This is a genomic window from Brevundimonas sp. NPDC055812 (assembly GCF_053616535.1).
The window spans coordinates 156,801-182,221 of sequence record NZ_JBSHDX010000005.1; the positions used below are offsets into that span (position 1 = coordinate 156,801).

General features: G+C 66.0%; 23 protein-coding genes. 6 read left to right on the forward strand and 17 right to left on the reverse strand.

What is annotated here, in order from left to right:
• Nucleotides 1–40 precede the first annotated feature (40 nt).
• On the reverse strand, nt 41–2,524 hold the full coding sequence (locus ACWGL1_RS10270) for a DNA translocase FtsK 4TM domain-containing protein (RefSeq protein ID WP_452111930.1): 2,484 nt from the start codon (nt 2,522–2,524) through the stop codon (nt 41–43).
• A gap of 175 nt (nt 2,525–2,699) precedes the next feature.
• Here ACWGL1_RS10270 and ACWGL1_RS10275 point away from each other — a divergent pair, with 175 nt between their 5' ends.
• Nucleotides 2,700–3,953, forward strand: coding sequence for a UbiH/UbiF/VisC/COQ6 family ubiquinone biosynthesis hydroxylase (locus tag ACWGL1_RS10275; RefSeq protein ID WP_452111931.1), 1,254 nt, complete (start codon nt 2,700–2,702; stop codon nt 3,951–3,953).
• Nucleotides 3,954–3,985: 32 nt separating this feature from the next.
• Here the strand turns inward: ACWGL1_RS10275 and ACWGL1_RS10280 are convergent, their stop codons facing one another.
• From ACWGL1_RS10280 to ACWGL1_RS10310, 7 genes are all read right to left on the reverse strand, one after another.
• Nucleotides 3,986–4,180, reverse strand: coding sequence for a Trm112 family protein (locus ACWGL1_RS10280; RefSeq protein ID WP_003166576.1), 195 nt, complete (start codon nt 4,178–4,180; stop codon nt 3,986–3,988).
• 149 nt (nt 4,181–4,329) lie between these two features.
• Nucleotides 4,330–4,989: an LON peptidase substrate-binding domain-containing protein gene (locus tag ACWGL1_RS10285; protein ID WP_291780372.1), complete on the reverse strand. Its 660-nt coding sequence runs from the start codon at nt 4,987–4,989 to the stop codon at nt 4,330–4,332.
• Nucleotides 4,990–4,999: 10 nt separating this feature from the next.
• Nucleotides 5,000–5,899 carry a thioredoxin gene (gene trxA, locus ACWGL1_RS10290; RefSeq protein ID WP_452111932.1) on the reverse strand — a complete coding sequence of 300 codons (900 nt, stop codon included), beginning with the start codon at nt 5,897–5,899 and terminating at the stop codon, nt 5,000–5,002.
• Between the two features lie 386 nt (nt 5,900–6,285).
• A complete protein-coding gene (locus tag ACWGL1_RS10295; RefSeq protein WP_452111933.1) occupies nt 6,286–8,052 on the reverse strand; it encodes a hypothetical protein in 1,767 nt (588 codons plus the stop codon).
• A gap of 129 nt (nt 8,053–8,181) precedes the next feature.
• Nucleotides 8,182–8,952, reverse strand: a complete 771-nt coding sequence (map, locus tag ACWGL1_RS10300; protein ID WP_452111934.1) for a type I methionyl aminopeptidase — start codon at nt 8,950–8,952, stop codon at nt 8,182–8,184.
• Nucleotides 8,949–9,167 (reverse strand): ParD-like family protein, encoded by a 219-nt coding sequence (locus ACWGL1_RS10305; RefSeq protein ID WP_452111935.1) that lies wholly within the window; start codon nt 9,165–9,167, stop codon nt 8,949–8,951. The genes map and ACWGL1_RS10305 overlap by 4 nt, the downstream gene beginning before the upstream one ends.
• Nucleotides 9,168–9,220: 53 nt before the next feature.
• A complete protein-coding gene (locus ACWGL1_RS10310; protein WP_291780355.1) occupies nt 9,221–9,775 on the reverse strand; it encodes a prolyl-tRNA synthetase associated domain-containing protein in 555 nt (184 codons plus the stop codon).
• Between the two features lie 90 nt (nt 9,776–9,865).
• Here ACWGL1_RS10310 and ACWGL1_RS10315 point away from each other — a divergent pair, with 90 nt between their 5' ends.
• Nucleotides 9,866–10,606: a DUF6065 family protein gene (locus tag ACWGL1_RS10315; protein ID WP_343829983.1), complete on the forward strand. Its 741-nt coding sequence runs from the start codon at nt 9,866–9,868 to the stop codon at nt 10,604–10,606.
• 144 nt (nt 10,607–10,750) lie between these two features.
• On the opposite strand, the gene ACWGL1_RS10320 is transcribed toward ACWGL1_RS10315, so the two are convergent.
• The 4 genes from ACWGL1_RS10320 to ACWGL1_RS10335 all read right to left on the reverse strand — a co-directional run bounded on the left by ACWGL1_RS10320 (nt 10,751) and on the right by ACWGL1_RS10335 (nt 13,201).
• Nucleotides 10,751–11,302, reverse strand: coding sequence for a CC0125/CC1285 family lipoprotein (locus ACWGL1_RS10320; RefSeq protein WP_338577556.1), 552 nt, complete (start codon nt 11,300–11,302; stop codon nt 10,751–10,753).
• A gap of 88 nt (nt 11,303–11,390) precedes the next feature.
• Nucleotides 11,391–12,023 (reverse strand): LysE family translocator, encoded by a 633-nt coding sequence (locus ACWGL1_RS10325; RefSeq protein ID WP_452111936.1) that lies wholly within the window; start codon nt 12,021–12,023, stop codon nt 11,391–11,393.
• 54 nt (nt 12,024–12,077) lie between these two features.
• The gene (locus tag ACWGL1_RS10330; protein ID WP_452111937.1) at nt 12,078–12,638 is read right to left on the reverse strand and encodes a hypothetical protein; all 561 of its coding nucleotides are present in this window, start codon (nt 12,636–12,638) and stop codon (nt 12,078–12,080) included.
• 92 nt (nt 12,639–12,730) lie between these two features.
• Nucleotides 12,731–13,201: a translation initiation factor IF-2 gene (locus ACWGL1_RS10335; protein ID WP_452111938.1), complete on the reverse strand. Its 471-nt coding sequence runs from the start codon at nt 13,199–13,201 to the stop codon at nt 12,731–12,733.
• Nucleotides 13,202–13,318: 117 nt separating this feature from the next.
• Between ACWGL1_RS10335 and ACWGL1_RS10340 the strand changes: the two genes are divergently transcribed.
• Complete coding sequence (locus ACWGL1_RS10340) at nt 13,319–14,647, forward strand: PQQ-dependent sugar dehydrogenase (RefSeq protein WP_452111939.1); 1,329 nt, start codon at nt 13,319–13,321, stop codon at nt 14,645–14,647.
• 21 nt (nt 14,648–14,668) lie between these two features.
• Here ACWGL1_RS10340 and ACWGL1_RS10345 read toward each other — a convergent pair whose 3' ends face one another.
• Both ACWGL1_RS10345 and metK read right to left on the reverse strand, forming a co-directional pair.
• On the reverse strand, nt 14,669–15,898 hold the full coding sequence (locus tag ACWGL1_RS10345) for an argininosuccinate synthase (RefSeq protein WP_452111940.1): 1,230 nt from the start codon (nt 15,896–15,898) through the stop codon (nt 14,669–14,671).
• Nucleotides 15,899–16,095: 197 nt separating this feature from the next.
• On the reverse strand, nt 16,096–17,295 hold the full coding sequence (metK, locus tag ACWGL1_RS10350) for a methionine adenosyltransferase (protein WP_452111941.1): 1,200 nt from the start codon (nt 17,293–17,295) through the stop codon (nt 16,096–16,098).
• 242 nt (nt 17,296–17,537) lie between these two features.
• Between metK and ACWGL1_RS10355 the strand changes: the two genes are divergently transcribed.
• The gene (locus ACWGL1_RS10355) at nt 17,538–18,800 is read left to right on the forward strand and encodes a Glu/Leu/Phe/Val family dehydrogenase (RefSeq protein ID WP_291780326.1); all 1,263 of its coding nucleotides are present in this window, start codon (nt 17,538–17,540) and stop codon (nt 18,798–18,800) included.
• 107 nt (nt 18,801–18,907) lie between these two features.
• On the forward strand, nt 18,908–19,132 hold the full coding sequence (locus tag ACWGL1_RS10360; protein ID WP_291780323.1) for an oxidoreductase: 225 nt from the start codon (nt 18,908–18,910) through the stop codon (nt 19,130–19,132).
• A gap of 342 nt (nt 19,133–19,474) precedes the next feature.
• Here ACWGL1_RS10360 and ACWGL1_RS10365 read toward each other — a convergent pair whose 3' ends face one another.
• The 3 genes from ACWGL1_RS10365 to ACWGL1_RS10375 form a co-directional block, all read right to left on the reverse strand.
• Nucleotides 19,475–21,442 carry a cold-shock protein gene (locus ACWGL1_RS10365; RefSeq protein ID WP_452111942.1) on the reverse strand — a complete coding sequence of 656 codons (1,968 nt, stop codon included), beginning with the start codon at nt 21,440–21,442 and terminating at the stop codon, nt 19,475–19,477.
• A 177-nt stretch (nt 21,443–21,619) separates the two neighbouring features.
• Entirely contained in the window at nt 21,620–22,774 is a 1,155-nt protein-coding gene (locus ACWGL1_RS10370) for a tyrosine-type recombinase/integrase (RefSeq protein ID WP_452111943.1), read from the reverse strand.
• Nucleotides 22,775–23,075: 301 nt separating this feature from the next.
• Nucleotides 23,076–24,719, reverse strand: a complete 1,644-nt coding sequence (locus tag ACWGL1_RS10375) for a hypothetical protein (protein ID WP_452111944.1) — start codon at nt 24,717–24,719, stop codon at nt 23,076–23,078.
• Nucleotides 24,720–24,942: 223 nt separating this feature from the next.
• Here ACWGL1_RS10375 and ACWGL1_RS10380 point away from each other — a divergent pair, with 223 nt between their 5' ends.
• Nucleotides 24,943–25,359 carry a helix-turn-helix domain-containing protein gene (locus tag ACWGL1_RS10380; RefSeq protein WP_452111945.1) on the forward strand — a complete coding sequence of 139 codons (417 nt, stop codon included), beginning with the start codon at nt 24,943–24,945 and terminating at the stop codon, nt 25,357–25,359.
• Nucleotides 25,360–25,421: the final 62 nt, after the last annotated feature.

Genomic DNA, 25,421 nt, shown 5'->3' on the forward strand with positions numbered 1-25,421 from the left:
AGCGCCCGGCGGCAAAGCCGCCGCCTCGGCGCAGCCGAGATTACATAGGCGGCGGTCCGGCCAGCACTTCGCGCTTGCCGGCGTGGTTGGCCGGGCTGACGACGCCTTCCTGCTCCATGCGTTCGATCAGGGTGGCGGCGCGGTTGTAGCCGATCTGCAGGCGGCGCTGGACGTAGGAGGTCGAGGCCTTGCGGTCGCGCGTGACCACGGCCACGGCGCGGTCATACAGGTCGTCCCCGGTGCCGCTGCCTTCATCGCCCATGGCGCCGTCGCCGTCTCCATCAGGTTCGTCGGTGATCAGGTCGAGGTATTCCGGCTCGGCCTGGGCGCGCAGATGCTTGCAGACCTCCTCGACCTCCTGGTCGCCGACGAAGGGGCCGTGCAGGCGGGTGATGCGTCCGCCGCCCGCCATATAGAGCATGTCGCCCTGACCCAGCAGCTGCTCGCCGCCCTGTTCGCCCAGGATGGTGCGGCTGTCGATCTTCGACGTGACCTGGAAGGAGATCCGGGTCGGGAAGTTGGCCTTGATGGTGCCGGTGATGACGTCCACCGACGGGCGCTGGGTGGCCATGATCAGGTGGATGCCCGCCGCGCGCGCCATCTGGGCCAGACGCTGGACGGCGCCTTCGACGTCCTTGCCCGCCACCAGCATCAAATCGGCCATCTCGTCCATGACCACGACCAGATAGGGCATGGGCTCGGGCCGGATCTTCTCGCTCTCGTAGACGGGGCGGCCCTGTTCGTCGAAGCCGGTCTGGACGGTGCGCTCGAAATGCTCGCCCTTTTCCTGCGCCTCGCGGGCGCGCTCATTGTAGCTGGCGACGTTGCGGACGCCGAGCTTGGACATCCGGCGATAGCGGTCCTCCATCTCGCGCACGGTCCACTTCAGGGCCACGACCGCCTTCTTGGGATCGGTCACGACCGGCGCCAGCAGGTGCGGAATGCCGTCATAGACCGACAGCTCCAGCATCTTGGGGTCGATCATGATGAAGCGGCACTCGGCGGGCGAATGGCGATACAGGATCGACAAGATCATGGCGTTGACCCCGACCGACTTGCCCGAGCCGGTGGTGCCCGCGATCAGCAGGTGGGGCATCCGCGCCAGATCGGCGACGTAAGGTTCGCCGCCGATGGTTTCGCCCAGCGCCAGCGGCAGAAGATGGCTCTTCTTGTCGTATTCGCCGGACGCCAGCAGGTCGCGCAGGAAGACCGTCTCGCGCTTGGCGTTGGGCAGTTCGATGCCGATGGCGTTGCGGCCCTGAACCACGCTGATGCGGCAGGCGCGGGCGGACATGGATCGGGCGATGTCGTCGGCCAGCGCCACGACGCGACCGTGCTTTACGCCGGGCGCGGGCACCAGTTCATACAGGGTGACGACGGGGCCGGGGCGGATCTGGTCGATCTGGCCGCGCACGCCGAATTCCTGAAGCACGCCCTCCAGCATCTTGGCGTTGGCCTTCAGCGATTCCTCGTCGACGGCGCCGCCGCGCTGGGCGGGCTTGGCCAGTATGCCCAGCGGCGGGATTTCGAAGCCGCCTTCGCCTGCGAAATCGAAGGCTTGCTGATCGGCGTCGCTGCGGACGGGCTTTGGCGCCTTGACCGCCGCGACCTTGGGCTCGGCCGGTCGGCTGGGGCGGGCCGAGGGCGGGGCGATGGGGGCGGGAGTCGCGTCCTCCCACGGCGGGGTGTAGGCGTCGGGCGCGTCAGCGTCCGCATCGTCATAGGCGTCGACGGCGGGAGCCGGAGCGGCCTGGGCGGTTGAGGCGAGCGGGCCGTCGGCCTCCATGTCGTCGGCCTCGGGCAGGCGATGACGCGGCTTGCGGGCCGGGGCGGCGGCCTCGTCGACGGCGCGCGGGGCCTTGCCCGGTTTGGCGGCCTTGGCCGGTCGGGCGGCGCGGGCCTCGGCGCCCTTCTGGGCGGCCCAGCCGGCGGTGTCGGTGAAGTCGCGCAGGCGCAGGCCCACGGTGTAGGCCAGGCTCCACAGCGCCAGCGCCAGGAACAGCAGGCCCAGGATGATGCGCGCGCCGGGGACCTTCAGCGCGCCCAGGCCGTCGGCGGCCTGGCCGGTGACGGCGTCGCCCCACAGCCCGCCCAGGCCCGCCGCCAGCGGCCATCTGGCAGGCGCCGCCGGGGCCGACAGGGCCGCCGACAGCAGCAGCACGCCCGCGACGGCGCAGAAGATCTTGAACGGCGTCGGCTGCAGCCGGTGCTGCAGGGCGTCGCCGATCGCCACCGCCAATCCGAAGGCGATCAGCAGCAGGACGGCGGGCCAGGCCGCCAGCCCCAGCGACTGCATGATCAGATCGGCGAAGGTCGCGCCCGCCCCGCCCAGCCAGTTGGTCGGCGCCTGCGCCGATGCGGCGTTCCAGCTGGGATCCGCCGGATTCCACGAGATCAGGGCCACCAGCAGAAGGGCGGCCAGCATGGCCTGCAGCACCCCCCTGAACCGCACGGCGAAGGGCGCCGCCCAGACGATGCGGACGGTGCTCCAGACGCGTTGGCCGAGCGCGAGGGCGACGGACATGAAGGCGGACCCCCAGAAATGGGACTGAAAGCGAGACTCCGCCCCTTAGTGCCTCGCATAAGGTTAAAGCGGCATTTACCAGCCCGGTCTTTGCGAGCGGGGATGAGCCCTTATGTCCCATCAGGCAGGCGGGCTTGTGGTGGCGTGACGCGCGATAGGGGCCTAGAACGACAGCATGAGCGGATCGGACGACTACGACATCATCATCGCCGGCGCTGGGCTGGTCGGGGCGACCTTTGCGCTCGCGGCGGCGCAGGGCGGCCTGCGCCCCGTCATGGTGGACCCCCAGCCGTTCACCGCCCAGCTGGCGCCGACCTTCGACGGGCGGGCGACGGCCGTCTCCTACGCCAACTTCCGCATGTTGAAGGCTCTGGGACTGGGCGAGGCGCTGGAGCCGCACGCCTGCCGCATGGACCGCATTCTGGTGACGGACGGCCGCCGCCCCGGCGCCGCCAGCCGCAAGCCGTCGGCATCCTATATCCGTTTCGATGCGGACGAGATCGGCGATCGCAACGGCGGCGAACCGCTGGGCTATATGGTCGAGAACCGCCGCCTGCGCGCGGCCCTGGCCGAGCTGGTCAACGCTCAGGGACTGGAGGTCCGCGCCCCCGCCGCCGTGGCCGATGTGGCCGTCGGGCCGGGTCGGGCGACGGTGACGCTGAAGGACGGATCGACCCTGTCGGCGCCGCTTGTGATCGGGGCCGAGGGCCGCAACTCGACCGTGCGCCGCGCGGCGGGCATCGACGTCTTCGGCTGGACCTATCAGCAGAGCGGCGTGGTCTGCACGGTCCGCATGGAGAAGCCGCACGGCAACGTCGCCCATGAGTATTTCCTGCCGGACGGCCCGTTCGCCATCCTGCCGCTGACGGAGAACCGGGCCAATCTGGTCTGGACCGAAAGCACCCGTCGGGGCGAGGCCCTGCGCTCGGCCTCGGACGAGGCTTTCCACGCCCATCTGACGCGGCGGTTCGGCGACTTCCTGGGCGAGCTGACGATCGAGGGGCCGCGCTTCGTCTATCCCCTGTCGCTGCAGTTGGCCGAGGGGCTGACGGCCCCACGCATGGCCATCATCGGCGACGCCGCCCACGGGGTGCACCCGGTGGCGGGGCAGGGGCTGAACATGGGGCTGAAGGACGTCGCCGCCCTGTCCGAGGTGCTGACCGAGGCCGCCCGCATCGGCGAGGACATCGGCTCGGAGCTGGTGCTGGAGCGTTACGCCCGCTGGCGCCGGTTCGACACGGCGGCGCTGGCGGCGGGCTTCGACGGCTTCGTGCGCCTGTTCTCCAACGACATCGCCCCGGTGCGTCTGGCCCGCGATCTGGGCATGGCGGCGGTCAATCGCATCGCCCCCCTGCGCCGGGCCTTCATGCACGAGGCGGGCGGGGCGACCGGGGATCTGCCGAGGCTGCTGCGCGGCGAGGCGCTTTAAAGAGGCCCTATCGCTCGCCGCGCGGCGGCGGCTCAGTCCAGCGGGCGGGCGTCTTCGGCCAGCATGATCGGCACGCCGTCGCGGATGGGGAAGGCCAACTTGGCGCCCGCCGAAACGAGTTCGTTGCGCTCGCGGTCATAGGTCAGGCGGCCGCGCGTGACCGGGCAGACCAGAACCTCCAGCAGGCGGGGATCGACCGAGACGGGGGTGTTGAAGGCGTCGCTCATGATTTTTAGTTTCCTATCGTTCGCGCCGCGGGCGCTCACTGCTTGAGGAAGTTAGGGCCCTATAGCTCGCCGCGCGGCGGCTCGCTGCTTGAGGGCGCCGGGCGCCCCCTTCTGTTAGCCGTGTGTTTATCGCGTCGAGCTTGCTGAGACTACTGCATCGCCGGGCCGGGCTCGTCGTCGTCGGGGGCGACGGCCTCGATGCGGAGAAGGGCGGTCAGGGCGGCCTCGCGGTCGGTCAGGCTGAGGGCCTCCAGCAGGGCCTGTTTCTCGGGCGGCTCGAAGGGCAGGGCCATGGCCAGGCTGTTGACCAGGGCCTCCTGCGGGGCCGCGCGGGCCGTGTCCCAGTCGATGTCCAGCCCGCGCCCGGCCAGATAGGGCGCCAGGGCCGACAGGAAGGGCTCGCGGTCGAAGGCCTCGTCGGGGTCGGGCGCGCGCAGATCGGCCTCATAGGGCAGGAAGTCGGCCCGCACCTGGCGATAGGGGGTGCGCACCTGCATCTCAGCGGCCACGGCGAAGCGGCACACCCCGGTCAGGGTGATCAGATAGCGGCCGTCCGAGGTCTCGGCGAAGCTGGTGATCCGCCCGGCGCAGCCGACGCGGGTGAGGGGCGGGTTCACCCCGGCGGGGCCGACCGGCTGGATCAGGCCGATCATCCGGTCGCCCGCCATGGCGTCGTCCACCATGTTCAGATAGCGGGGCTCGAACACGTTCAGCGGCAGCTGGCCCCGGGCCAGGAGGATGGACCCCGGCAAGGGGAACACCGGGATCACCTGGGGAAGTTCGCTGGCCTTGACGTAGCCCTGAGCCATGATCGCGCCGTCAGGAAAACAGGAGGGAGGACAGGCACCGTCGGCCGTCGCGGGCGACTTCGCTGGCGGGGCCGGCGGCCTCGAACACGGTCAGAAGCTGCTTGCGGGCGGCCTGTTCGTTCCACTCGCGGTCGGCCTGGACGATGGTGAGCAGGTGGTCGACGGCTCCCTTCAGGTCGCCCGCCGAGGCCAGGGCCTGGGCCAGGTCGAAGCGGGCTTCGTGGTCGTTCTTGTTCGCGGCCAGCCGGGCTTCGAGTTCGGCGGTCGCGCCGGCAGGCGCGGCCGAGGCAAGGGACAGCTGGGCGCGCACGGCCTGAACCGTCGGCTCGGTCGAGTCGGCCGGGGCCATGGCGATGGTCTGGGCCGCCTGTTCGGCGTCGCCCTCGGCCAGATAGACGCGGGCCATGCCGGCGATGGCCTTCTGGTTGTCCGGCTCCATCGTCAGGACGTGGGCGAAGGCCTGGGCGGCGCCGCCCAGGTCGTTGAGACTCAGGGATTCCTCGCCCAGAGACAGCAGTTGCTCGACATCGGTGTTGACCCCTTCGCCGCCGGTCAGCTTGTCGATGAAGGCCTTGATCTGGCTCTCGGGCACCGCGCCCTGGAAGCCGTCGACCGGCTGGCCGTTGACGAAGGCGTAGATGGTCGGGATCGACTGCACCCGTAGCTGGCCCGCATAGGCCGGGTTGGCGTCGACGTCGATCTTGACCATCTTCACCGCCCCCTTGGCGGCGCGCACGGCCTTCTCCAGCGCTGGGCCCAGCGTACGGCACGGCCCGCACCAGGTGGCCCAGAAGTCCACGATGACCGGTTGATGTTTCGAGGCCTCGACCACGTCCTGCATGAAGGTGGCGTCCGTCCCGTCCTTGATCAGGTCGGGCGGGGTGGTCAGGGACGGGTCGGCGAAGGTCATGGTCGGGTCCGCATGGGGGTCGAAGGAAGGTAACGGATCAGATGGCGTCGGGATGCCTCGCCATCAAGCCGAAAGCGCGCCTTGCCGCAGGCGAAAGCGGGCGAAGCGGAAAAAACAGAGTCCAATTCGTCTGAATCGTCTGAAATCTCCTCCTTCGGTAGGAGTGGATGGCGCTCCAGCATCCTTCTCCCCTTGTGGGAGAAGGTGGCTCGCGGAGCGAGACGGATGAGGGGTTTCTGACGTTCTGCCTCATCGCTTTCATCGGCTGGCGCAAGACCCCTCATCCGGCCCTGACGGGCCACCTTCTCCCGCAAGGGGAGAAGGAAGACGAGGGCGGCTTCGTCATGCCATAGGGGGGCGGTGCGTCAGAACAGGGCGTAGCGCCCCTACAGCCGGTCCATCCGCAGCCAGCGAGCGTCGCCCAGCCAGGCGGTCCTGAGGGCCTGGTCGGCGGCGGCGGCTTCGGCGGCGCGGCCCTGGGCGGCCTCGGCGCGGGCCAGGCCGTAGAGGGCCCAGCCGTTGTTCGGCGTCTGGGCCAGGGCCAGGCGGAAGGCGTCGGCGGCCAGATCCGGGCGGCCGGCCTGATACAGGGCCGCGCCCAGCGACTGATGCACCGGATAGTACCAGAAGGCGGGCTCCATATAGGGCAGGGCGGCCTCCAGATCGGCGGCGCGGCGATAATGCTCCGCCGCCTGGGCGGGGCGGCCGCGCGCCATGGCCATGCGTCCGTGCGCCACGGCCTCGGCCAGGGCCAGAAGATCGGGGGCGGGCACGCCCTGGGCGACCATGTCGGCGAAGGCGGGAGAGGTCTTCAGCGCGTTCAGGGCGGCCAGTTCATGGTCGAAACCCCGCTGGTCGCGCAGCTGGGCGTAGGCGACGGCGCGGGCGTAGTGGCGCATGGCGGCGGCGTAGGGCAGGCGGGCGTCGGGCGCGGGCGCGGCCAGGACGGCGCGAGGCTCGGCGAACTGGGCCAGGGCCTGATAGGGGGCGGCGTCGATGACCTGGACCCAGGCGATGCGGGCCGAGGTCTCGAGGTCCAGCACGGTGCGCAGACGCCGCGCTTCGCGCAGAGCCGTGTCCATATCGCCGGCCATCTGGGCCGAGGCGACGATGAAGTGGATGTTGTGCGGATAATAGCCGTAGCGGACGAGACTCTCGTCGTTCGTGTCGCGGATGAAGGCCTCATCCGCCCGCGCCGCTGCGACGTTCAGGCGGATGGAATCGGCGTAGCGCCCGCGCCGCACGTAGATGTGGCCGGGCATATGCACCAGATGGCCGGCGCTGGCGGGGCGGGAGGCGGCCATGCGGTCGGCCGCCGCCTCGGCCCGCGCCGGATCGGCGGCCTCCATCAGGTGGATGTAGAGGTGGGCCGCCTGCGGGTGGGCGGGACTGCGGTCCAGGACCGTCTCGATCAGGCGGATCGCCTCGCCGATGCGGCCGATCGGCGTGCGCTGGTCGGCCTCCCAATAGTTCCAGGGCGTGGTGTCCATCGCCGCCTCAGCGGCCAGGACGGCGATGTCGTCGTTGTCGGGAAAGCGACGCGCGGCGACCAGCATGGCGTCGGCGTAGGCGGCGTCCAAGGCGGCGCGGTCGGCCGTCGGATCGTCGGAGTAGCGTAGGCCGAGCGCGTCGATCAGCGCCTGCTCGTGCGGCGCGGCCCCGGCGCTCAGGACCAGGGCGCGGTTCAAGGCCTTGAGCGCCGCCGCCCGGTCGCGCTCGTCCATCGGCGCGTTGATGTTGGGGCCCAGGGCCATGGCCTCGCCCCACCAGCAGGCGGCGCATTCGGGATCACGGCTCTGCGCCTCTCGGAAGGAGCGCACGGCCCCGGCGTGGTTGAAGCCGTAGGCCAGCGTCAGCCCCTGACTGAAGTAGGCCTGGGCGACGGCGTCGTCGGTGCCGGCCTTGAACGGCGAGGTCGTCAGGTCGCGATAGAGGGGGATGGGTTGCGCCCGGCTGGCGGGCGCGGCGACGGCCGAGGCGACCAGCAGGTTGCGGGCCAGGGCGCCGCCGCCGGAACCCGGCCCGCAGACGCCGCCGAACAGACGCTCAAGGCGCAGCGCCGTTGCGGCGTCTGACGCGGGGAGGGCGGTCATCGGCCCGGCCAGCACCAGGCCCGCTCCGCCAACGGCGAAGGCTTTCCAGAACCGTCTCATGCACCGTCCCCTTCCAGGGCCTGACGCGATGGAACCGCCTTGTACGCGGCGTGTGATCGAACGTTGATCTTACGCCTCGCCGCTCCCGAGAAACAGTGCGGAAACAGAGCTTTCCGTGTCGAGCGCAGGTTAGGCGGCCAGGCGTCGCTCGTCGGGGCGAAGGGTCAGGACGCGGACGCCGTCGTGGGTGACGGCGACGGTGTGTTCGAACTGGGCCGACAGCTTGCCGTCGGCCGTGACCACGGTCCAGCCGTCGTCCTCGGTGCGGATGGTGCGGCGGCCCTGGTTCAGCATCGGCTCTATGGTGAAGACCATGCCTTCGCGCAGGGTCAGGCCCGCGCCGGGGCGGCCGAAGTGCAGCACCTGCGGCGCCTCGTGCATCTCGCGGCCGATGCCGTGGCCGCAGAAGTCGCGCACGATGGAATAGCCGCGCCGCGTCGCATGACGTTCGATGGCGTGGCCGACGTCGCCTAGGGTGGCGCCGGGGCGCACGACGCGGATGCCCTTCCACATGGCCTCATAGGTCGTCTGGACCAGGCGGCGGGCGGGACCGGCGACCGGGCCGATCAGATAGGTCTTGCTGGAGTCGGCGATGAAGCCGTTCTTCTCCAGCGTGATGTCCAGGTTGACGATGTCGCCGTCCTTCAGCACGTCGTCGCGCGAGGGCACGCCGTGGCAGACGACATGGTTGGGCGAGACGTTCAGCACGAAGCCGTAGCCGTACTGCCCCTTGCTGGCGGGACGCGCCGCCAGGTCGTCGACGATGAAGGCCTCGACCCGGTCGTTGATCTCCAGGGTGTTCATGCCCGCCATCGGCAGGCCGTCCAGCCAGGTGAAGACCGAGGCCAGCAGGCGGCCGGATTCGGCCATCAGTTCGATCTCGGCCGGGGACTTGGTCACGCGGCGGCCTGATCAGAGGCGAAGTCGGGCGCGGAGACGCCCGCCGCCTTCAGCTCGCGCGCGGCCAGCTCCTGAAAGGTCAGGCCGGGGTTCAGCTCCCCCAGCATGCCGATCCTGATCCAGAAGACGGCCTGGGCGTTGATCGAGCGGCACGAGACCTTGCTGGCGCGGCGCAGCTGTTCGTGCAGTTCGTCCTCGATGTTGACGATGCCCATGTGGGGCTACTCCATATACGATTCGTATATGGTTCATATCGTTCCGGGGAAGATCAGTCCAGAGCGTCGAAGTCCACCACGATCGGCTCCCGGTCCAGCAACGCCAGCACGCGACGGAAGCCCGCCTGATCCAGGGCGGTGGTGGCGGTGTTGGCCAGGGGGTGGAAGTTGACGACAGCCGCCTCCCACAGGCGGCGGTCCAGGACGAAGGTCACGCGGCGCTCCTGGTCGTTGATCAGGCCCAGGGCCGTGACCGAGCCGGGACGGACGCCCAGGGTCTCCCACAACAGGGTCTCATTGCCGAAGGACAGGCGGTCCGAGCCCATGGCGCGGTGGGCGCGCTTCAGGTCGATGACCGTGTCCTGGGCGGCCGAGATCAGCCATAGCCGACCCTTCTTGTCCTTGAGGAAGAGGTTCTTGGTGTGCAGGCCCGGCAGGGCGGCCTTGAGGTCCAGTCCCTCCTCGACGCGGAAGACGGCGGGGTGGTCGTGGGTGGTCTGGGCGACGCCGTGCTCGGCCATCCAGGCCAGCAGGCGGGCGCGGTCGTAAGCGGGACCGGGCGAGGGCGAAGTCGGGGTTTCGGCGGCGGCGGCGATTTTGGAGGGCATCTCGGTCTTGTCGGGCGGGCGGCGGGGGCGATAGGGGAGGGACAGACCCTCGTCATCACCCCTCTGTTCGTCAAGCTTGGGAGCCGCGTCTTGGAACTGGAATGCTATCCGATGAATGCGCGTCCGTGCGACCTGGTGCCGGGGCGCCAGTCGCGCAACTGGATGGACGCCTTCGCCAGCCGCCACCCCTATCGCTGCCTGCCGCTGACCATGGCCAACACCACGGGGTGGGAGATCCTGTGCCCGTTCGGCTTCACGGCCGAGTGGAACGGCGGGCCGTCGCAGCACGACATCAAGATCACGCCGGACCGGCACCAGCCGGAGATGGACCACTTCGTCAGCTCGCACTTCTCGCGCGGGGTGCTGACCATGCACCCGCAGTATCTGTTCCGCACGCCGCCGGGCTGGGGACTGATCGCGCAGGGCTCGCCCAATCACGTCAAGGACGGCATCCAGCCGCTGGCAGGCCTGATCGAGACGGACTGGCTGCCCTTCCCCTTCACCATGAACTGGATCTTCACCCGGCCGGGCCGGATCAAGTTCGAGAAGGGCGAGCCCTTCTGCTTCATCCTGCCGGTCGAGCATCGCAAGGTGGAGCAGTTCGAACCGGTGATCCGCTCGCTGGAATCCAACCCCGGCATGAGGGACCAGTTCGAAGCCTGGAACCGCTCGCGCACCGACTTCAACACCCGCCTGGCCTCGGGCGATCCCGACGCGGCCAAGGAGGCGTGGCAGCGCTTCTACTTCAAGGGCGAGGTGCCCGAGGCCCTGGGCACGGCGCCGGCGACCCACGCGAACAAGCGCCGCCTGAAGAACCCGCGCATCGGCTGACGCGAAGGGGCTGAATGCGGAAACGCCCGCTTCCGTCGTCGGAAGCGGGCGTTGTCGTGTCAGCCTGGATCGCCGGAGCAGCGGCTCTCACCAGGGCCGCTCAAGCAGCGAGCGACCGCGTCGCGAGCGTTAGCGGCCCCTTTTTCAAGACGCCGGGCGGATGACGCGGGGGCCGAGGTTGTTGATGACCTCGCGGGCGTCGAAGGCGTTCATGTCGCCGGCGGGCTTGGAGCCGCGGCCCATGATGATCTCGGCCGTGGCCTCATAGCGATCGACCTGGCGGATGTCGCGGTCCCGACCCCAGTAGGGATCCCAGGTGCTCCAGTAGCCGCGCTGGTAGAAGCGCCATTGCGGACCCCAATAGGGGCCGTAGCGGTCGTAGTAGAAGGGATCCGGAGTTGAATAGAATCGGGTGTCGCGGTCGGTGGCGCGGGTCACGGTGGCGAACCAGTCATAGCCGTTCTCGACCGTCAGTTCGGCCGAACGCAGCAGAAGCGACATCTCGACCTGATCGCGCGAGGTGACGGAGTTGCCCGAGAAGCTGACGGCGTAGCGGTTGGCCTCGAGGCGCTGCTCGGCATAGCCGCCCTGACCCTTCGAGCCGACCGGCTGATAGGGGGTGGCCGTCGCACAGGCGCCCAGGGCGAGCACGCCCGCCAGGGCGATCAGCGCCGGGGTTTTGCGAAGCTTGATCATGGAAGTTTCTCCTTGAGCGTTCATTGAACGCCCGTCGGTCTGAACGAGGGGTGAATGGTCAAGTTCCCGATCACCCGTTCCGGACGGATCACAGACGCGAGACGATGAGGACGGCGGCCAGGAGCAGAAGGCATCCGACCACAATGCCGAAGCCCTTGCGGAAACGCGGCGCGGTCATCTGTCGCGCCAGGGCCGCCCCGCCCAGGCCGTAGCCGCACATCGACAGGCCGTCCATGCCGACGGTGGTCACGGCGAACAGCGCCAGCTGCGGCGCGAGGGGACGGTTGATGTCCAGGAAGGGCGGCAGGACGGCGGTGAAGAAGAGAATGGCCTTGGGATTGGCGATCTGGACCATGAAGCCGTCGATCAGGGCGCTGCGCCCCCGCTTGACCTCGATATGGGCCGGTTCGGCGGCGGTGGCGAAGGCCCCGCGCAGGGCCTTGATCCCCAGCCAGGCGACATAGAGGGCGCCCAGCACGGCGATGACGCGAAAGACCTGGGGGAAGGCGATCACCAGGGCGCCCAGGCCCAGGGCGGCGGCGCCGAACCACACCAGGGTGGCGGAGTTCATGCCCAGGACGGCGGTCAGGGAGGCGGCCTTGCCCTTCTCCATCCCCGTGGCGACGGCGAAGATGTTGGCGGGGCCGGGCGTCACCGCCATCACGGCCATGACGCCGAGAAACGCCAGATACAGATGCGGGTCAACAGGTAGCGTGGCCATAAGGCCCTTTCGGGCGCGCGGCGGGCTGCGTCAAGCCGTCGCTGGCCGGCGACCTCAGCTTTCGACGGGCGGGGCCGGCGGGGCGGGCGGAACAGGCGTTTCAGCCAGGGCGGCCTGCACTTCGTCGACGGCGTCCAGGGCCTGATCCATGCCGTACTGGGCCACCAGGCCGTAGGTGACCATCTGTTCGGGATCGGCCTGGGCCCAGGCGCCGTTGGCCGCCAGACCGTGAACCATGGGTTCGACCCCGGCTATGGCCTCGCGGACGATGGCGTCGATGTCGATCTCGGCCAGGGCCGCCTCGGCGATCTGGCTCGCCTGGCGCGTGGCCTCGGCGGTGAAGTCGGCGACGTGAGGTTGATAGTCGGACCACAGGGCCGCGATCCGCAGGCCCTTCTGGGTCTCGCTCAGCTCCGAATCGTCCTGGATGCGCTCGGCGCGGGCGCCGAACTCCTCCATCTTCTGCTCGAAGACGGCGGCGGCGGATTCAAGGCGGGTCTCGGCGGGGGTCTTCTGCGCCTCGGCGACGGCGGCCGAGACCGGCAGCAGGGCCAGGGCGGCGGCCAAGGACAGAGAGGCGAGCGGGAGGGAGGCGAGCGGCAGGGCGCGGATCATGGCGAAGCTCCTTCGACGGACGCCGCGGAGGGTCCGCCGAAGGAGGGTTCGGCTCAAGTGAAATCGCGGTAAGGCGCGATCCCGCCTCGGCCTCAGTCGACGGCGGGCGGGGCCGGCGGAGCGGCCAGGGCGGCCTCGATGGCGGTGCGGAGCTGGCCCGGCACGCCGCGCAGCGCGGCCGGGGCGGCGTCTGCGGCGGCGAGGATGTCGGCCTTCTTCTCGGCGTTCTCGGGCTTCTCGGCCATGACGCGCAGGAAGGCGCCGTACTCGTCCGCGAAGGCGGCGAACTTGGGCTCATACTGGGTCAGGACCGCGTCGGTGCGGGCCTTCTTGGTCGCGGCGTCCAGGCTGGCGTCGTCCATGATCGTCTCCAGCTCGGCGCCCATGCGCGCGGTCTCGGCCTCGAAGGCCTCGCCCTTGACCTGGAAGGCGGCTTCCTCAGGCGAGACGGGCGCCTGGTCGGTGATCGCCGGAGCGGGCGGGGGCGGGTCCTGGACGGCGGCGAAGGCGGGGGCGGCGAACAGGGTCGCCGCCGCGGCGGCGGCGAGGGAAAGACGGTTCAACGGAGAACTCCGGCTGGCGACGGCTGACGCCGTCAAGAAGGATACGCCGGCCGGTCGACCGGAGATGGCCGCAGGTTGGCCTTGCCATGGGCCGAGCGCAAGCGTCAGCATGGACCGATGAAATCGAACCTTTCCGCTGTTTCCGTCGTCGCCGCCGCCTGTGTCGGCGCCCTGGCTCTATCGACCGGCCTGACGCCGAGCGAGGCGCGGGCCCAGGCGGGAGGGCGGGCCTATGCGGTTCAGGGCGATTGCGACGGCCGCCCCGCGACCGGGGTGCGCATGGCGCCGGGTTACTGCCTCGGGCTGGTGTGGCAGGGGGCGGGACGGGACGGGCCGCAGATGCCGCGCGGCCTGACGCCGCTGGACGGCGGCGACTGGCTGGTCACCGATCTGGGGGCGTGGGAGGCGGGCAAGGGGGCGGTGTGGCGCCTGTCGTTCGCGGCCGACGGCGCGGCGCGCTGGCGACGGCTGGCGGGCGGCCTGTCGATGCCGCACACGGTCAAGCGCGGGCCGGACGGGCGCATCTATGTGTCCGAGATGAACCGCATCCTGACGCTGGACCCTGACGCCGCCGATGCGCAGGCCAGCGTCCGCACCGTCATCGGCGACCTGCCGGACAACCGGCTGCACGACAACCGCCACCCCCTGTCCAGCTTCGTCTTCGATGGGAACGGCGACTTGCTGGTCAATGTCGGGGCGCCCAGCGACCGCTGCCTCGACGCGGCGGGCAAGCCGAAGACGGACGCGCGCGGGGCCTGCGTCGAGGATGCGGCGACGGCGCAGGTGCGTCGCCACGCCTATCTGGGGAACGGCCGCTGGGCGGAAGACAGCACCGTCTTCGCCTCAGGCTTGAGGAACTCCATCGCCCTGGTGCGGCACCCGTCGGGCACGGTGCTTCAGGCCGAGAACTCGGTCGACCTGGACACGCCGGACCATCCCTATGACGAGATCAACGTGCTGACGCAGGGGCGCCATTACGGCTGGCCCTATTGCGTCGATCTGGCCACGCCCCTGCCGGGCTGGCCTGCTCGTCAGGCGCGCTGTGAGGAACGCGAACGGCCGATCGCCCTGCTGCCGCCGCACGCGGCGCCGCTGGACCTGATCTATTACGAAGGGGCGATGTTCCCGGAGTTGCAGGGACGGCTGCTGATGACCTGGCACGGTTTCCGCCGCACGGCCGGGCGCATCGTGGCGGTCGAGACGGACGAGGCGGGCCGCCCCCTGACCGACATCGGCGGGCGCTACGCCATCTATCCGCGCGGGGCGCTGTCCTATCCTGCGGGTGCGCCCAGCGTGAACGGCAAGGTGCTGACGCCCGGTTGGGACAGGATCGCCGGGCGCCATCCGCGCGGCTCGCCGGTGACGATGGCGACGGCGCCGGACGGCTCAATTTGGGTCACGGATGACAGAAGCCGGGCGATCCTGAGAATCGCCCGGCCCCGGTAGGCTTGGGTTCTAAGAGGGCTTTTAGCCCTTCTGGCCGTCCCGCTTGGCCAGGACGCGCAGGCGCAGGGCGTTCAGCTTGATGAAGCCTTCCGCATCCTTGTGGTCGTAGGCCTGGACGCCTTCTTCGAAGGTCACCAGGTCCTGGTCGTAGAGGCTGTTGGGGCTCTCGCGGCCGATGACGGTGACGTTGCCCTTGTAGAGCTTCACGCGGACCACGCCCGAGACCTTCTGCTGGCTGTGGTCGATGGCGGCCTGCAGCATCGCGCGCTCGGGGCTGAACCAGAAGCCGTTGTAGATGAGCGAGGCGTATTTCGGCATCAGCTCGTCCTTCAGGTGCATGGCGCCGCGATCCAGGGTGATCGACTCCATGCCGCGGTGGGCGGCCAGCATGATCGTGCCGCCGGGGGTCTCATAGACGCCGCGCGACTTCATGCCGATGAAGCGGTTCTCGACCAGGTCCAGACGGCCGATGCCGTTGTCGTGGCCCAGCTGGTTCAGCTTCGTCAGCAGGGCGGCGGGCGACAGGGCCTCGCCGTCGATGGCGACCGGATCGCCCTTTTCATAGGTGATGGTGATGACGGTCGGCGTGTCGGGCGCGGCTTCCGGCGAGATGGTGCGCTGGTGCACGAACTCGGGCGCCTCGACGGCCGGGTCCTCCAGCACCTTGCCCTCGGACGAGGAGTGCAGAAGGTTGGCGTCGACCGAGAAGGGGGCCTCGCCGCGCTTGTCCTTGGAGATCGGGATCTGGTGTTTCTCGGCGAAGTCCAGCAGGGCCTCGCGGGACTTGAAGTCCCACTCGCGCCAGGGGGCGATGACGCGGATGTCGGGCTCAAGGGCGTAGTAGCCGAGCTCGAAGCGGACCTGGTCGTTGCCCTTGCCGGTGGCCCCGTGACAGACGGCGTCGGCGCCGACCTGACGCGCGATCTCGATCTGGCGCTTGGAGATCAGCGGGCGAGCGATCGAGGTGCCCAGCAGGTACTGGCCCTCATAGACGGTGTTGGCGCGGAACATCGGGAAGACGAAGTCGCGCACGAACTCCTCGCGCAGGTCGTCGATGAAGATGTTCTCGGGCTTGATGCCCAGCTTCAGCGCCTTCTCCTTGGCGGGCGCCAGCTCCTCGCCCTGGCCCAGGTCGGCGGTGAAGGTCACCACCTCGGCGTTATATTCCTCCTGAAGCCACTTCAGGATGATCGACGTGTCCAGCCCGCCCGAATAGGCGAGGACGACTTTCTTGGGGGCGGGCTTGCTCATCGGTCGGGGAGTCCTTTCAGGAGCCATGTCGGAAGGCGGGGGAGGCGGTTTGGCGCGCTTAAAGGACCAGACGCGCCGCGATGCAAGTGTGCGATTGAGGGCGCGATGGCGGCGTCGCCTCCCGAACGCGTCGAAGGCGCCGCGAACAGATCCGCGACGCCCCCGTTTCAAGCTGTGTTATCAGCCGCTTAAGGAGGTCAGGCGGCCAGAGCCTTGAGCTGGTCGACCAGGTCGGTCTTCTCCCAGGAGAAGCCGCCGTCGGCGTCCGGCGTGCGGCCGAAATGGCCATAGGCGGCGCTGCGTCGATAGATGGGCTTGTTCAGGCCCAGGTGCTCGCGGATGGCGCGCGGCGAGGCGCCGCCGATCAGCCTGGGCAGTTCGCGCTCCAGCACCGCCTCGTCGATCTTGCCCGTGCCGTGCAGGTCGACGTGGACCGACAGAGGCTTGGACACGCCGATGGCGTAGCTGATCTGGATGGTGCAGCGGTCGGCCAGACCCGCCGCGACGACGTTCTTGGCCAGGTAGCGGCAGGCATAGGCGGCCGAGCGATCGACCTTGGTCGGGTCCTTGCCCGAGAAGGCGCCGCCGCCGTGTGGGGCCGCGCCGCCGTAGGTGTCGACGATGATCTTGCGCCCGGTCAGGCCGGCGTCGCCGTCCGGCCCGCCGATGACGAAGGTGCCGGTCGGGTTGATGTGCCACTCGGTCTCGGCGGTGATGAAGCCTTGCGGCAGCACCTGTTCGACATAGGGCTTCACGATGGCCGCGACCTGGCCCTGGCTCAGGTTGGCCTTGTGTTGGGTCGAGACGACGATGGAGGTCGCGCGCACCGGGCGGCCGTCTTCGTAGTGCAGGGTCACCTGGCTCTTGGCGTCAGGCTCAAGGCCCGGCTCCTTGCCCGAGTGACGGGCTTCGGCCAGGGCCTTCAGGATATTGTGGCTGTAGGCCAGGGTGGCCGGCATCAGCTCCGGCGTCTCGTTCGAGGCGTAGCCGAACATGATGCCCTGATCGCCCGCGCCCTCGTCCTTGTCCTCGCCGGCGTCGACGCCCTGGGCGATGTGGGCCGACTGCGGGTGCAGGTGGTTCTGGAACTCCAGCGTCTTCCAGTGGAAGCCGTCCTGCTCATAGCCGATGTCGCGAACCACGCCGCGCACCGTATCTTCGATCTCCTGTTCGACGCCGGGGGCCCAGGCGCCTTCGACATCCATGATGCCCTTGCCGCGGATCTCGCCGGCCAGCACCACCAGATTGGTCGTCGTCAGGGTTTCACAGGCCACCCGCGCCTCGGGGTCCTTGGACAGGAACAGGTCGACGATGGCGTCCGAAATCTGATCGGCGACCTTGTCGGGGTGGCCTTCCGAGACGCTCTCGGAGGTGAAGAGGAACGACGAACGGGCCAAGACAGGCTCCTGCGTGACGACAACGCCGCCAGACATATAAAGATATGCTTATACGTGCAAGGCGGCTTGTGTCGCGGGAATGGGGTCGGCCGGGGCTCCTCCTGCGCTCTTCGATGTCTTCGCAGCCGCACCCTGACTCTTGCGTTGCAGCATTCCGTGTGGCAGCAAAATCCACTCTTCCCCGAAAAATGAACCGGTTTCCACCCTGGCTCCCGGGTCATGCCTAGACATTTGGAACAATAATGCCGAATCCAAACATCCTTGACGCGGCCCTGACCCGTCTCGACGAGGCCGCCCGCCACGTGCAGATCGATAGCGATGTTCTGGAGAAGCTGAAATATCCGCGCGAGACGATGAAGGTCCGGCTGCTGATCCGGATGGACGACGGGTCGCGCAAATCCTTCCTTGCCTGGCGCTGCCGCTATGACGACACGCGCGGTCCGACCAAGGGCGGCATCCGCTTCCACCCGGCCTCCACCGCCGAGGAGGTCGAGACCCTGGCCTTCTGGATGACGGTCAAGTGCGCCGTGACCAACCTGCCTTACGGAGGCGGCAAGGGGGCGGTTCAGGTCGATCCCAAGAGCCTGTCCAAGGCCGAGCTGGAGCGGCTGTCGCGCGCCTATGTCCAGGCCTTCGCCGGCATCATCGGCCCGGATCGCGACATCCCGGCGCCCGATGTCTACACCAACGCCATGATCATGGGCTGGATGGCCGATGAATACGCCTCCATCCAGGGCGAGGCCGCGCCCGCCGTCATCACGGGCAAGCCGATCGCCCTGGGCGGCTCGGTCGGGCGCGAGGACGCCACGGCGCGCGGCGGCTTCTATCTGACCTGTCACCTGACCGAGCGGCTCGGGCTGCCGGCCGAGGGCCTGCGCGTGGCCGTCCAGGGCTTCGGCAACGCCGGCCAGCACGTGGCGCGCCTGTTCCGCAGCATCGGCGCCAAGATCGTGGCCGTGTCGGATTCCGGCGGCGCCGTCCACGCCGCCTCCGGCCTGGATCTGGACGCCCTGCTGGCGGCCAAGGCGGCCGGCCGGTCGGTGGTCCAGGCCGACCACGGCGGCAAGGCCATACCGCCTGAAGAGCTGGTCGCCGTCGACTGCGACGTCCTGGCCCCCTCGGCCATGGAAGACATGATCCATGACGGCAACGCCGCCTCGGTGCGGGCCAGGGTGGTGCTGGAACTGGCCAATGGTCCGATCACGCCCGAGGGCGACCGCATCCTGGCCGACAAGGGCGTGGTGGTCCTGCCCGACATCCTGGCCAACGCGGGCGGGGTGACGGTGTCCTATTTCGAATGGGTCCAGAACCGCCAGGGCTTCTACTGGACGCTGGACGAGGTCCAGTCGCGCCTCAAGACCATCATCGAGACCGAGGGCGACGCCGTCTGGGCCATCGCCGAGGACAAGGGCGTCACCCTGCGCACGGCGGCCTATATCCACGCCCTGGGCCGCCTGGCCGCCGCCATCGAGGCCCACGGCACCCAGCAGTTCTTCGCCAGCTAGGCTGTTTCCGGCCCGGCTTCGATTTCTCCAAAGCGTCGCACTTCCAACCGCTTCCCTGTCATCAGTCTTCGGCAAGGGGACGGCGACTGAAGGTTGGGAGCGCGCCCATGGACGTCTTCTATTGTCTGATCCACACGCCCGAGGCGATCACGCCCGAGCTGTGCGTCCTGCCGGGCGCCACAGAGGTCGAGGCCGTGCGCGGCCTGACCGAGGTCGCGCGCGACTGGCCGCGCCTGGAGCGCATCGACCTCTATCGCGGCAACCACGAGGTCCGCAGCTTCGCCCCGTCCGATCTGGCGACGGCTGCACCCATCCAGGCCCTGGCGGCCTGACGTCCACGCGCGGCGAGGCGTCGTCGGAGGCGTCGGCGCGATCGAAACAAACGTAAGGAGAAGTGGTGCCGCTTAGGTGACTCGAACACCTGACCCCCTCATTACGAATTTGTCGGAAGCGAAACCTTCAAATCCAGTCGTGGCAAGGGTTTGAGCGCCATTCTGGCGGCGTGAAAACAGCCCTTCCCACCCACGTCCCAGATTGGCGTGAGGGGGTGATCCGACCGTTTCCTAAGTTACGATCGTTAGCTCAGTCCCGCGCGGAAATCCGACCTGCGCCATACCTACTGACGCCAACTCGACTAGCGGCTGGAACCTCGCGGTGACGACCGTTAGCCTCGATTAACGAATGCGTTCCCAACGTCGGCTGTCCTCATATGCGTCGAGCGGCACTTCCTCCCATACTGGAGGGGGAGAGCTCTGCGAGGCCCATCTGACTTCGTGCTGTCCACGTCGCAATCGAATGCGCTCCATCTCCTGCGATGCTGCCTCGACCAAGGACTGATCTCTGCACGGCTGGCTACAGAAGGAGCACTTGGAGCAAATCAGTTTGCGACATGACGGGCATGTACGGCTGTGACCGATGATGAGGGGGGTGTTGCCGCACTTTCCTTTGGGGGTCGCTGCACCCTCATGAAACTCGATGTTCCCGTCCTTGTCAGTTTCGTACTGAACGCCCCCACAGTAGGCGATTATCGTGGTCCAAGGACGCTCTTGGCTCTCTCTTCCCTGGAGTATACCGAGACCGACAAACCTGAATTGCTTGAACCGCGCCAACCGAGTTTCTCCTCGGCCATCCCATAGCGTCTGGAGAGTCTTGAGGAGATTGCTGACCAGTTGGAGTGGATCGATCGCGCCCAACGGGAAACGCGCACTCCCGTCTATGAACAACAACTGCTCGCAGTCCTTCGGAGCATAGTTCTCTCGGTCTTCGCTGAGGGCCGACAGGAAGTCTGTGAGAATGGTCAAGAAAATTGCGGGCAGGTTAGGAGGCGCTCCGATCACCGATCGCAGCCGATGGTGTAGGCGAAGCTGCCAATCCCACATCTCGTCTGAAATGTGTGTCGGGAGCGTTTTCTGGAGGATGCAGAAGGCCTGAATTACCGTGACCTTTGGTAGATTCGAAAAGGCTGATTCCCAATCTTCATCAGAGGGCCAATCGACTGCATCAGCGGCTTCGATGAGTTTGTTTAATTCCCCGTACCAAGATGAGGGATAAGAAAAGACCCAATTCGGGAAGACGCGATCTGAAGTCCGGGGAACAGAAAAGTTTGGCGCCTCGAAGGTCTTAGATAGCCTGTCGAGTTCGTGGACGCTTGTTTCTCCCAAGAAAACAATATCCTCGTTTGGAAAATACTTGTCGAAAGGCTTGTGTGAAAGGCTGTGTTTTACATACGGCGATAAGAGCGCCGCAATTCGAACGTGAGAGTTTCGGCGATCTAGTTTGAATTTTGGAACCGTATGTTCAACATAAAAATTCTTGCTACTTATCGGTCGTCGGGAATTCTTAACATCAACAGATATTGATCCGTCTAAAAGTAGGTCGTGTGTCAGCCAGTCATTACTCCTGGCCCCGAGCTGATGGATCGATACATCCTCAACAGAATGGCCAGCGCGTTCATAAATCTCTTTCGCGGCAATCTCAGCGGCGCGAGCCGAAAGCATTTTCGCGTAGACTGCAGGTCGACCTTCGCCCGACCAGCGTCGAGCGATATCTTGATCCGGTTCTGTGATGCGTGCGTACAGTGTTGACGCGTTGACACTGGAGATAGCGTTTCCGGTTGCGCTCACCAGTGTCGTCAATAAGTCTCCGATCCGCCCGTAATGACCTTGGATGAGCTGAAGCCTAACGCTCTCAGAAACCAGAGAAAGAATTGGATCGTTAATGCCTGTTATTGAAAAGCGATCACATAATTCTTTCAGCAACCAAAAGTTCTGCTCGACATCACCCAACTGAAGCGCCGCGACAACCTCATCATGCCATTCGGCCAGAGACGTCCGTGAAAGCAATAAGTGGAGTACTTCTTCCGGTGATGTACGAACTTCCTCAAGGAAGGAGCCGATCTCATCATCGGGGATTTCCGAAATAATTCGGACGCTTTGGGCCGCTGGTTTCTCTCCCTTTCCCCGCACAAGGCGAAAAATCACGGAGGCATTTGGCGCGAGGCCATCGGCGTCAGAAATCACCTGAGTTCGGTGGACGAATACGTCATCACCCCGCGAGTGGACGAACCCAAAATCGTTGACCTTGCCGGTCTTGGAGTTGAGACCGCCGAACCAGTTAACGGTGCCTACGCGCAGGTTGCTCATTCCACGAAGTCAGCACTCAAGAGGTTGGGGGAACTGGGGCGGCGGCGTAGAACCGTGGCCATCCGACAGGCTATGACGAGGTCATTAACGCACTGCTATTGCTAGCATTACGAAAAAATAAAGCGCCCCACCCGCACCCCGACGTGATGCCAGGATGCGGGTGAAGCGCTTGGGGGGTTAGAAGGCGGCCTGTTTGGCGGCCCCGGCCTCGACAGCCTTCAGCAGGGTGTCATTGGCGAGGTGGCTATACCGCTGCGTGGACTGATAGCTGGCATGACCCAGCACCTTGCCGACCGCGAACAGATCGACGCCGGAATTGACCATGTTACTGGCCGCGCTGTGCCGCAGGTCATGCAGCCTCAGCCCCGGCAGCTTCGCCTCCGCAATCGCATGCTGCCAGCTATGCTTGATCGACACGAATGGAAGGCGGGTTTCCGGGTTCGGCACCAACCATGGACATCCCTTGAAGCGAGGCAGCTTCTCGATGATCGCCACGGCAGGCGTGGATAGCGGGACATAGCGCGACTTTCCGGTCTTGCTGGTCGGAATGAACCACGACCGACGCGCCACATCCACGTTCTCCCACCTGGCCTCCAGCAGTTCTCGCAGCCGCGCCCCTGTCAGGAGCAGCAGCCCGACGATGTGCTGAAGCTGCGGGTTCTGGGACGCCGCCACGGCCGCCTTCAGCCGCAAGGTTTCCTCTGGCGTCAAGAAGCGTTCACGACTGTTGTTTAAGGGCTTTCTCGGAATACCCCGCGTCGGGTTCCTCTCGGTGCCCAAAATGTCCCAACTGGCCCCCAGAGAGAAGGATCGGCCGAGGATTACACGTAGTTTCTCGACCGACGCCGGGGCCAAACCGCTGATACGCTTCTCATTCAGCCACTGACCGACGGACTGGCTGGTCATGTCGGTGAGGCGGGTCTTGCCCCACTTCGGAACGATGTGGACGCGCATGCAGGATTCCAGATCGTCGTAGGATTTGAGGTGGATCTTGGCGAAGGCGAGATGCTTGGCGGCCAGCTCTGCGTAGAGAGGGATGGACTTGGCCAGCGCCTTCTTCGCGCCGGGGTCGCCGCCCATCACCACCTCCGACCGCAGTTCCTGGGCCTTCTTCCGTGCTGCCGCGCAGGTGACATCATCGACACCCCCGATCTTGTGCTGCCGCTGTCGCCCGCTCACGTCGTTGTAGCGGAGATAGTAGGTGCCTTTGCCGCTAACGCGGCGCTCCAGGATGAATCCCGGAATATGGGTGTCGTACCAGTCGGTCTTCTTCTTGCCGACCTCGCAACCGGCGTTGGCGACAAAGGCCTGGGTCAGATGTGCCTTAGGCATGAGTGAATTTCCTTGTGATGAGGTGTGTTCAGACGTGCGCCATCACGCGGCGCCGGAGGGGGCGCAGCGGGAGGCGGTTTGTGGTGAAGAGGGAAGTCTGGAGCGGGACGGACCCGCGAGGCCCCAGAGTGGCCCGCCTGGGCGGGGGCTTCAGGCCGGGGATGGTGTCGGCACCCGGTGCCGGTCAGGGATGCCAGCGGTGCAGAATTCGTGGCGATCAGGGTTGGTTCAAAAGGGGTGAAAGAGGCGTCCCCCCTTTTCCCCTTTTCTGCCGTCCACGGTTAGGAGTGGTTAGATCGGATTACTCATCATCGGTCAGGACGCGCCAAGATTTGCGCTCACTACGCTTCCCGTCCTCGATACGGAGGCCATTTATCCGGACGTTACGGTGGTCTTTGAGATAATGTCCCAGGTTGTGTGGCTTGATTTCACCACGCTCACTAACTGGAAGTTCGTGGAGAATTTCCATTAGCTTTGAATCGGTTTTGGCATCTTCAATGATCTCGCGAACCATGACGGATTCGTTCCCGTACATGTTTCGCCATTGCTTCAGGAGAACCGCCAACATCTCGTAGTCATTGTTTTCCTTGACCTGCCTGATCAGACTGGAGCCAGGATCAGCCTCGCCCAACCAGATAAGGGGCTCCCGACAGAGCTTTGACCACTCTTCATAAGAGCCGATTGGCGTGAGGGTTTCGTCACGCTTTCCGTGCAGAAGGAAAGCCTGAATAATGGTGAGAGCAGCGCCGACATAGATGGATCTATATTTGGATATCTGTTTATGAGGGTTGTGTTTAAAGTGTTTAAAGACGGACTTGGGGGCAAGGCGCAACGTTACGACACGTCTACGCATGTCCTTATGTGGTTCCCTATTGTTTCCTGTTCCTAAGAACAGGGAGTTTGTTTGTGCTGTCCCAGTCCCGCTTATACCAAGAACACGCTCAGTCGTGGTTTCACTGGTCAGAGCCTTATTGATTGCACCGAAAGGCTTCCAGTCCGTCTGCATGTCATCAAAGAGGACGACGGGTGGTCTCTCGCGCAGCACCGAGAAAATGGCCTTGATCGCTTCAGTCTCAGACGTGGGATAGCTGGTGATGTAGGGCGTCAGAGGTGTAGCGAAGAGAACGACAATTTTGGCGAGCAAGCTTTTTCCGCTGCCTGACATCGCGGCGACTATGTTGAAAGCAGGAGCCAACGGAAGCCCTGGACGAACGACAGCGGTAAGGATGGCGCAAAGGGCTGCGGCAATATCTTCCGGTTTGTCGAATTCGAACTCTACCAACTCCGCCTTCAGCATCATCAGGGCCTGTTGAGCATCCTGTAGCGTGGGGGCTGTAGCGGTATACTCATCGACGCCAAAGCAAGCGTAAGTCCCTGTTTCAGAGTTGAAGCCAGGAGTAGTGATCAGTTTCTCGTTGCCGTCGAAGTAGGGCTGGTGGGCGATGCCCAGGAGTGTCTTCAGGTATTTACGATCTTGATTGAAGAGCAAGGTGTTAATCAGGTTATGGGGTGGATTGCTGACCTCCCACTCCCCTCTACGGTTCTTACGGTGCCATTCGATCATTTCCGATAGAGCGACATACAGGGTTTGCGAGTTTACGACTTCGCTTTGGACTGCGCCTTGGGTCGGGACCAAGCGCACAAGATGGCCGTTTGAAACGTAATAAAGCCCCGTTTCGGCCAGCAGACGCTCAGCCTCATAGATCGCTAAGTGCTCCTCGCCGGTCACGATCTGCACGACCGGTCTGACCTTAATGATGGCCTCGGGATGCGTGACGACCACGGCGAGCGCACTGCTGGCCATCGGGGATTTCAAAGGGGGAGAAGGGGGCGTTTCGGCAGCCAAGGCATTCTCCCCCTTTACCTCTTTCATGGGCATGGACGGTGGGGGCGGCGGAACGCGTAACTCGGCCGGAGCGGCTTTGGGTTTAGGACGAAGAACCACGTTTTGATCCTCATGGTGTTGAAGGGGTCGACCTGGGTTCAGACGCCTTCCTGCCGCTGTTCGGTGCGGCGTTTCGGTGTCGTCCCTCAGGCCGATGACCGGATCGAAGCACCAAAAAATCCTTTTGAAAACAGGTATCTATGCTTCTATTATTCCATCTAGGAAATATCCTAACTAGCGTTATCGCGGCTAGGACTATTCCTTCAAGGAATATCGATTTAGGGTGTGGCCCAAGTTGATTTGGAGCGAACCGGTGAGGAAAAACCGTGCGAATCACCCTCGGCGTAGCTTGCATCTAGGTGATCTGCGGCTGGCGTGGTTGGTTACATTTCTGGCTGTCGTGCGCCTGAAGAACAGGTCGCTCGCTGCCAAGGAACTGGGCCTCACCCAAGGCGCTGTGACCAAGCAAATCCAAAGTCTGGAGCATTGGAGTCGTAGGGCATTGGTATGGACAGACAGCGCTCCTTTGCGACTGACGCCGCAGGGTGAGGAGTTTGTGAGGGTTGCAGAAGAGACCCTCGAAATTCTGACCAAGTTCCGAATGCCGCCGCCCATGGAGCAAGCAGAACCGCCCAAAGCAAAGATCTCGGGCAAAGACCTTCGGGTTCCGCCGAGCGTGCCGAAATCCTCCGTGATTTGATCATATTCCCTTGAGGCTGAAAGGAAGCGAGCCGTTCGTTCGAGCGGGCATCGCCTCCAATC

Bases quoted from the DNA above. Each gene is read 5' to 3' on its own strand.
- ACWGL1_RS10340 (WP_452111939.1), top strand. From the start codon at position 13,319: ATGAAATCGAACCTTTCCGCTGTTTCCGTCGTCGCCGCCGCCTGTGTC.
- ACWGL1_RS10365 (WP_452111942.1), bottom strand. From the start codon at position 21,442: ATGAGCAACCTGCGCGTAGGCACCGTTAACTGGTTCGGCGGTCTCAAC.
- ACWGL1_RS10370 (WP_452111943.1), bottom strand. From the start codon at position 22,774: ATGCCTAAGGCACATCTGACCCAGGCCTTTGTCGCCAACGCCGGTTGC.
- ACWGL1_RS10330 (WP_452111937.1), bottom strand. From the start codon at position 12,638: ATGATCCGCGCCCTGCCGCTCGCCTCCCTCCCGCTCGCCTCTCTGTCC.
- ACWGL1_RS10325 (WP_452111936.1), bottom strand. From the start codon at position 12,023: ATGGCCACGCTACCTGTTGACCCGCATCTGTATCTGGCGTTTCTCGGC.
- ACWGL1_RS10320 (WP_338577556.1), bottom strand. From the start codon at position 11,302: ATGATCAAGCTTCGCAAAACCCCGGCGCTGATCGCCCTGGCGGGCGTG.
- ACWGL1_RS10310 (WP_291780355.1), bottom strand. From the start codon at position 9,775: ATGCCCTCCAAAATCGCCGCCGCCGCCGAAACCCCGACTTCGCCCTCG.
- ACWGL1_RS10275 (WP_452111931.1), top strand. From the start codon at position 2,700: ATGAGCGGATCGGACGACTACGACATCATCATCGCCGGCGCTGGGCTG.
- ACWGL1_RS10295 (WP_452111933.1), bottom strand. From the start codon at position 8,052: ATGAGACGGTTCTGGAAAGCCTTCGCCGTTGGCGGAGCGGGCCTGGTG.
- ACWGL1_RS10280 (WP_003166576.1), bottom strand. From the start codon at position 4,180: ATGAGCGACGCCTTCAACACCCCCGTCTCGGTCGATCCCCGCCTGCTG.
- ACWGL1_RS10360 (WP_291780323.1), top strand. From the start codon at position 18,908: ATGGACGTCTTCTATTGTCTGATCCACACGCCCGAGGCGATCACGCCC.
- ACWGL1_RS10285 (WP_291780372.1), bottom strand. From the start codon at position 4,989: ATGGCTCAGGGCTACGTCAAGGCCAGCGAACTTCCCCAGGTGATCCCG.
- ACWGL1_RS10305 (WP_452111935.1), bottom strand. From the start codon at position 9,167: ATGGGCATCGTCAACATCGAGGACGAACTGCACGAACAGCTGCGCCGC.
- ACWGL1_RS10345 (WP_452111940.1), bottom strand. From the start codon at position 15,898: ATGAGCAAGCCCGCCCCCAAGAAAGTCGTCCTCGCCTATTCGGGCGGG.
- trxA (WP_452111932.1), bottom strand. From the start codon at position 5,899: ATGACCTTCGCCGACCCGTCCCTGACCACCCCGCCCGACCTGATCAAG.
- ACWGL1_RS10270 (WP_452111930.1), bottom strand. From the start codon at position 2,524: ATGTCCGTCGCCCTCGCGCTCGGCCAACGCGTCTGGAGCACCGTCCGC.
- ACWGL1_RS10355 (WP_291780326.1), top strand. From the start codon at position 17,538: ATGCCGAATCCAAACATCCTTGACGCGGCCCTGACCCGTCTCGACGAG.